The organism is Agromyces sp. NPDC056965 (assembly GCF_042673425.1).
In the GTDB taxonomy this organism is placed as follows: domain Bacteria; phylum Actinomycetota; class Actinomycetes; order Actinomycetales; family Microbacteriaceae; genus Agromyces.
This window is the reverse complement of record NZ_JBHURI010000144.1, coordinates 1-5,250: the sequence shown is the minus strand read 5'-3', so window position 1 is coordinate 5,250 and position 5,250 is coordinate 1. Positions and strand designations below refer to the sequence as shown.

Below are 5,250 nucleotides of genomic sequence, written 5' to 3'. Positions count from 1 at the left end.
GTCGCACAGGACCGGAGACATCCCGGGTCCCGTGCGACACGAGTGGTCCCGACGCGGTCAGCGATCGATCGAGTCGCGCCCGTCGCCGGCCCGGCCGCCGAAGACGCTCCGCAGCACGAAGTAGACGATGACCGCGACCACCGCGACGATCACGAGCTTGCCGACGAACCAGAGCAGGCTGAAGAGCACGTCGACGAGGAACCACGCGATCACGACGGCGACGATCACGCCGATGACGGTCCAGACGGTGCGGCTCATGTTCCGAGGCTAGTCGACCGGCACGGATGCCCCGGCGCCGCCGGCCTCGCCTCGTGCAGGTCAGGGTGCATGACCGTCGAAGAGCAGGGTCGGCACGGGGCCGAACGGCATCGACCGCACGCGGAGCGGCCGCACGTCGTCGCCGATGAACCCCGCCGCGACGAGGGCCAGGCCGGTCTCGCGGTCCCAATGGCAGCCGTGGCAGAACCTCGCCGTGAACGGGGTCGCGATGCGCTGCACGACCCGCTTCGCGGTGCGCGGCGGCGCCGCGACATGGTCGACGAAGACGACCCGGCCGCCGGGCACGAGCACCCGGCGCACCTCGGCCAGCGCGACCGCCGGATCGGCGACCGAGCAGAGCACGTACGTCGCGATGACCGCGTCGACGGAGCGATCGGGCAGCGGGATGGCCTCGGCCACGGCATCGAGCGGCTCGCCGCCGTGACCCCACTCGCGGGCCCGCTGCGCGAGCTCGGCCCGGCGCTCGGCGTCGGGCTCGAGTCCGATCCACTCGACGTCGGGGTGCAGGGCTCCGAAGTTCTCGCCTTCGCCGGCCCCGATCTCGAGCACGCGCCCGCGCACCCGGCCGACGAACTCCCGCTCGAGGTCGTCGAGGCGGTCGTCGTCGATGAGGCCGGATGTCGCGGGTGTCGCTTGCTCCATGCCGCCATGCGAGCACGTCGCGGGTCGCCCGTCAAGCTCGATCGCGGCGATCGGAGCTCGACCGGACGGACCGGCGAGCGGCGTCGCTCGGGTCGGTCAGTCCACGAATCGCTTCGACGACGCCTGCAGCTCGGGCACGGTCGAGACGCGCAGACTGCGTCCGAGCGTCTCGGGCCCGACCGCGGTGGCGATGAAGCCGATCACGCACGCGGCGATGATGAAGACCGCCACCATCCACGAGCTGCCGCCCGCCGCCGCGACGAGCGCGATCGCGATCAGCGGGGTGAACCCGCCGGAGACCGCGCCCGCGACCTCACGACTGAACGCGAGCCCGGTGAACCGCGACCGACTGGTGAAGAGCTCCGAGAAGTAGGCGCCCTGCGGCCCGAACATCGCGCCGACTCCCACGCCGAGGCTCGCCGTGACGGCGATCGTGACCCCGAGCGCGGTCTCGGAGTTGTCGATGATGTAGAAGTACGGGAACGCGAACAGCGCTGAGAACACGATGCCCGTGAGCACCACGGGCTTTCGGCCGATGCGATCGGACAGCGCGCCGAAGAGCGGCAGTGTGATCATGGTGGTCGCGGTCGCGACCGTCACCGCGATGGGGCCGATGCTGTTCGCGAGCGAGAGCGTGCCGGTGATGTAGGCCGCGATGAACGTGAGGTTCACGTAGGCGATGACGTTCTGCGGGGTCTGCGTGCCGATGAGCACGAGGATTCCGCGCCATTCCTTCGAGAAGACGTCCTTCAGCGGGGTGACGGGTGCCTTGTCCTCGGTGGCCGCCTCGACGAACGCCGGCGTCTCGCTGATCTTCAGTCGGATCACGAGGGCGACGACGACCACGATGATGCTCGCGGCGAAGGGGATGCGCCATCCCCACGCGAGGAAGTCCTCCTCGGGCAGCTGCGTGATGATCGCGAACGCGCCCGAGGCGAGGAGGAGGCCGAGGTAGACGCCGACGGCCGGCCACGCACCCTGCAGGCCGCGCTTCCTCGGCGAGGCGTGCTCGACCGAGAAGATCGCGGCGCCGCCGAACTCGGCCCCCGCTCCGATGCCCTGGACGAGGCGGAGCAGGAGCAGGATGACCGGCGCCCAGAGCCCGATCTGCTCGTAGGTCGGCAGGAAGGCCATGAGCACGGTCGAGATGCCCATGATCAGCAGGGTCAGGACCAGCACGTACTTGCGCCCGAGGCGGTCGCCGAGCCGGCCGAAGATGAGTCCGCCGAGGGGGCGGATGACGTACCCGAGCGCGAAGGCGGCGAACGCCGCCATCGTGCCGACGAGCGGATCCTCGTTGACGAAGATGATGCGGTTGAAGACGAGGGCGGCTGCGGTGCCGTAGAGGTAGAAGTCGTACCATTCGAGGGCCGAGCCGATGAGGGTCGCCGCAGCGACGCGGCGGGTCTCCTTGTGGCTCACGGCGGACGACCGGTCCTTCTCTTCGACGGTGCTCGGTTGTGCTGACATCATTGTCCTTTCGTTCGGTCCTGGCGGTCGCGGCTCAGGCGACCACGCGGTTGTCGAGCTCGTCGTCGTCCCAGACGATTCCGAGGCCGGGGTGATTCGGCGCGAACGCATGCCCGTCGCGGATCGCGATCTCCTCGTGGGTGACGGCGCGCAACTGCGGGATGTGCTCGACGAAGCGGCCGTTCGGGATCGCCGCGACGAGGCTGACGTGGAGCTCCATCAGGAAGTGCGGGCTCACCGCGACGTTGAACGCCTCGGCGAGATGTGCGACCTTCAGCCAGGGCGTGATGCCGCCGATCCGTGCGACGTCGACCTGGACGATGCTCGCCGCCCCGCGCTGCAGGTACTCGCGGAACGAGCCGATCGAGTAGATCGACTCGCCGACCGCGATCGGGATGCTCGTGGAGCGTGCGAGCCGTTCATGCCCCGCGACGTCCTCCGCCGGGAGCGGCTCCTCGAACCAGCCGAGCCGGTAGGGCTCGAAGGCCGCGGCACGACGGATCGCCTCGGCGGCCGTCATGCTCTGGTTGGCGTCGACCATGATCTCGACGTCGTCGCCGACGGCGGCACGAACCGCCGCGATGCGCGAGACGTCCTCGGCGAGCGACGGCTTGCCGACCTTGACCTTGACGCCCTTCCATCCCTTCGCCGCGGAGGCGAGCGCCTCTTCGACGAGTTCGTGCTCGGGGATGTGGAGCCAGCCGCCTTCGGTGTCGTACAGCGGCACGGCCTGGCGGAAGCCTCCGGCTTCCTGCCACAGCGGCCGGCCGGAGCTCTTCGACCGGATGTCCCAGAGCGCGGTGTCGACCGCGGCGAGGGCGAGCGCGGTGAGAACCCCGACGCTCGTCGCGCGCGTCGAGTCGTAGAGCTTGCGCCAGAGGTGCTCGGTGTTCATCGGGTCCTCCCCCGTCAGGAGGCGGAGCAGGTGCTCGTTGAGCATCGAGAGTGCAGCACGGCCGCCCGTGCCGATCGTGTACGAGTACCCGCGACCGGTGACGCCGTCGTCCGTCTCGATGTCGACGACGAGCGTCTCCTGCTTCAGGAACGACTGCATCGCGTCGGTGCGGACCTTCTCGACCTCGATGTCGATGAGGCGCGCGACGGCTCTGGTGATCACGGTCATGGCGGCACTGCTTCCATTCGTCGTGTACGGCAACGTTGCGTACGGCGGAAATCGTATTGTATTTGATTCTTGCACACCAATCCCGCGCCTCAGCCGCCGCCTGTGGGCGGCGTCCGGACCGGCCGACGACGCTCGCTCAGTAGGATTCGAGGATGGGAAGCCGCGATGACGCCGAGCCGATCGCCCCCGATGCGACGCTCGGCGAAGACGTCTACAAGCGACTCGTCGCGTTCGTGCTGAGCAACGAACTGCCCGCCGACTCCCGCATCAACATCAACCGCATCGCGAAGCAGCTCGACGTCTCCCCGACGCCCGTCCGCGAGGCGCTGACCCGCCTCGAGGACGCCGGGCTGGTGAGCAAGACGCACCTCAAGGGCTACCGGACGACCTCGGTGCTCACCGAGAAGGAGCTCGTCGACCTCTACGAGCTCCGGCTCCTGCTCGAACCCGCCTCGGCCCGCCTGGCGGCCGAGCACGCCGACGCCGCCACCATCGCCGCCCTGCGCGATGAGCTCCGCATGTACCACGAGGCCCCCGACGACGACGACGCCTGGAGCTATGCACGCTTCAGCCAGCACGACGGTCGCCTGCACTCGTTGATCGCTCGCGCTTCGGGCAACCAGGCCGTCGAACGTGCTCTCGAACGCACGCACTTCCACCTGCACGCGTTCCGCCTCTCGTACGAGAAGAGCGCCGGCGACACGACCGTCGACGAACACGAACGCATCGTCGAGGCGATCGCCGAGCACGACGCCGACGCCGCAGAGCGCGCGATGCGCGATCACCTCACGGCGTCCCGGGCCCGCCTGCTGCCGAGCGCCCGCCGCGCGCACTGAGACGAGCGACTCCGGTGCACGACGTTGGAATCGTCGCGCTCGGCGAAGACCGTGATCGTCTGGAAGCCGCCCGGCTCCGCCGTAGTCTGATGGGATGCTCAGGCGATTCCTCTCGGGTGCCGGCCTGCTGCTGCGCGGCTTCGGGTTCTGGGGACGCCGGCCGGGCGTGATGGCCCTCGGCCTGATCCCGGCCGCGATCGTCTTCGCGATCGTGCTCGCCGCGCTCGTGGCACTCGGCATCCAGCTGCCGGCGATCGTCGAATGGGCGACGCCGTTCGCCGAGCGGTGGGACGCGTTCTGGACCGCATCGCTGCGCATCGCCATCGCAGCAGTGACCTTCGCCGGCGCAGTGCTGCTCGCGGCCGTCACCTTCACCGCGATCACGCTCGCGGTCGGCGATCCGTTCTACGAGCGCATCTGGCGAGCGGTCGAAGTCGAACTCGGCGGCGACGTGGCCGATCGCGGCGCCGGTTTCTGGCGAGCCGCAGTCGACGCCGCAGCGCTCATCTCGCTCGGAGTCGCCGCGGCCCTCGTCGTCGGCCTGATCGGCCTCGTGCCGGTGGTCGGATCGGTCGCCGCCCCGGTGCTGGGTGTGACGCTGTCGGGGTGGCTGCTTGCACGAGAGCTCACCGGGCGCGCCTTCGAGGCCCGAGGCATGACCGCGGCCGATCGCGCGGCTGCGCTTCGCGGCCACCGGGCCCAGCTGCTCGGGTTCGGGGTCGCGACCCAGTTGTGCTTCATGGTGCCGCTCGGAGCGGTGATCGCGATGCCCGCCGCGGTGGCCGGCTCGACGATGCTGGCACGTGCGGCGCTCGATGCATCGGCTCCTCCGACGCACCCGGAGCCGACGCCGCCGGCGGACTGAGCAGCAGAGCGGATGCCGCAGGCCCGCGCCTGCGG

General features: G+C 70.0%; 6 protein-coding genes. 2 read left to right on the top strand and 4 right to left on the bottom strand.

What is annotated here, in order from left to right:
* Window positions 1–57 precede the first annotated feature (57 nt).
* The 4 genes from ACFTQE_RS19890 to ACFTQE_RS19875 all read right to left on the bottom strand — a co-directional run bounded on the left by ACFTQE_RS19890 (window position 58) and on the right by ACFTQE_RS19875 (window position 3,514).
* The gene (locus ACFTQE_RS19890) at window positions 58–258 is read right to left on the bottom strand and encodes a hypothetical protein (RefSeq protein WP_375838240.1); all 201 of its coding nucleotides are present in this window, start codon (window positions 256–258) and stop codon (window positions 58–60) included.
* A gap of 60 nt (window positions 259–318) precedes the next feature.
* Window positions 319–921, bottom strand: a complete 603-nt coding sequence (locus ACFTQE_RS19885) for a class I SAM-dependent methyltransferase (protein WP_376926692.1) — start codon at window positions 919–921, stop codon at window positions 319–321.
* Window positions 922–1,017: 96 nt separating this feature from the next.
* Window positions 1,018–2,394: an MFS transporter gene (locus tag ACFTQE_RS19880; RefSeq protein WP_376926691.1), complete on the bottom strand. Its 1,377-nt coding sequence runs from the start codon at window positions 2,392–2,394 to the stop codon at window positions 1,018–1,020.
* A gap of 31 nt (window positions 2,395–2,425) precedes the next feature.
* Entirely contained in the window at window positions 2,426–3,514 is a 1,089-nt protein-coding gene (locus ACFTQE_RS19875; RefSeq protein ID WP_376926690.1) for a mandelate racemase/muconate lactonizing enzyme family protein, read from the bottom strand.
* A gap of 152 nt (window positions 3,515–3,666) precedes the next feature.
* On the opposite strand from ACFTQE_RS19875, the gene ACFTQE_RS19870 reads away from it, so the two are divergent.
* A complete protein-coding gene (locus ACFTQE_RS19870) occupies window positions 3,667–4,350 on the top strand; it encodes a GntR family transcriptional regulator (RefSeq protein ID WP_376926689.1) in 684 nt (227 codons plus the stop codon).
* Window positions 4,351–4,444: 94 nt separating this feature from the next.
* Window positions 4,445–5,215: an EI24 domain-containing protein gene (locus tag ACFTQE_RS19865; protein ID WP_376926688.1), complete on the top strand. Its 771-nt coding sequence runs from the start codon at window positions 4,445–4,447 to the stop codon at window positions 5,213–5,215.
* Window positions 5,216–5,250: the final 35 nt, after the last annotated feature.

What these genes read in the sequence shown, in the direction of transcription:
- ACFTQE_RS19870 (WP_376926689.1), top strand. Translation starts at nt 3,667, where the DNA reads ATGGGAAGCCGCGATGACGCCGAGCCGATCGCCCCCGATGCGACGCTC.
- ACFTQE_RS19890 (WP_375838240.1), bottom strand. Translation starts at nt 258, where the DNA reads ATGAGCCGCACCGTCTGGACCGTCATCGGCGTGATCGTCGCCGTCGTG.
- ACFTQE_RS19880 (WP_376926691.1), bottom strand. Translation starts at nt 2,394, where the DNA reads ATGATGTCAGCACAACCGAGCACCGTCGAAGAGAAGGACCGGTCGTCC.
- ACFTQE_RS19865 (WP_376926688.1), top strand. Translation starts at nt 4,445, where the DNA reads ATGCTCAGGCGATTCCTCTCGGGTGCCGGCCTGCTGCTGCGCGGCTTC.
- ACFTQE_RS19875 (WP_376926690.1), bottom strand. Translation starts at nt 3,514, where the DNA reads ATGACCGTGATCACCAGAGCCGTCGCGCGCCTCATCGACATCGAGGTC.
- ACFTQE_RS19885 (WP_376926692.1), bottom strand. Translation starts at nt 921, where the DNA reads ATGGAGCAAGCGACACCCGCGACATCCGGCCTCATCGACGACGACCGC.